The organism is Bartonella sp. AA83SXKL (assembly GCF_042196965.1).
Lineage (GTDB): Bacteria > Pseudomonadota > Alphaproteobacteria > Rhizobiales > Rhizobiaceae > Bartonella.
The window spans coordinates 1-550 of sequence record NZ_JBHIRG010000337.1; the positions used below are offsets into that span (position 1 = coordinate 1).

A 550-nucleotide genomic window follows, 5' to 3' on the forward strand; every position below is an offset into this window, starting at 1 on the left:
ACGCGCCTGATTAAACTGAAGATGCTGATAAACAACCTGAATCTGCGGATCAAAAACAACACCTTTATACCCTGTTGCAAACGTTCTACCACTCGTTAAAGAACTGCTAAACTGTTTACCCTTTAACGCCACAACCTTGCCCCGTGAAAGGGTCAAAACATCACCCTTAAAAAGACCATACGATACCACCCCATCCATATAAAAACCGGTATCATGCTGCAAATTTCCATAAGCCCCAACAGACCATTTATCAAATGCGCTTTTTTTGCTTTGTTCAACATCCTGAGGGTGTAGAGAAAGGTTTCCATAGTTTCCCAAAACTCCAAAGAATGTACGACCATATAAACTCTCAATCTCGTTTAACAAAACACCTGCTTGAAATGCATTATAATCGAGCTCAGCACCATAGCCATATTCAAAAGCAGATAAATTGGAAGCATAATGATGGCTCCCCCCATAAGCACGCAGAAAAAAGGCTGTCTTTTTATCATCTTTCCAAGAGGAATGAAAAGCATTCCGTATTGTCTCAAACGACTTATTTTGCGTGGTC

General features: G+C 40.5%; 1 protein-coding gene. It reads right to left on the bottom strand.

The annotated features are described in order from the left end of the window. The coding region (locus ACFINO_RS11505) for an autotransporter outer membrane beta-barrel domain-containing protein (protein WP_375655980.1) at window positions 1-550 on the bottom strand (550 nt) is incomplete at both ends.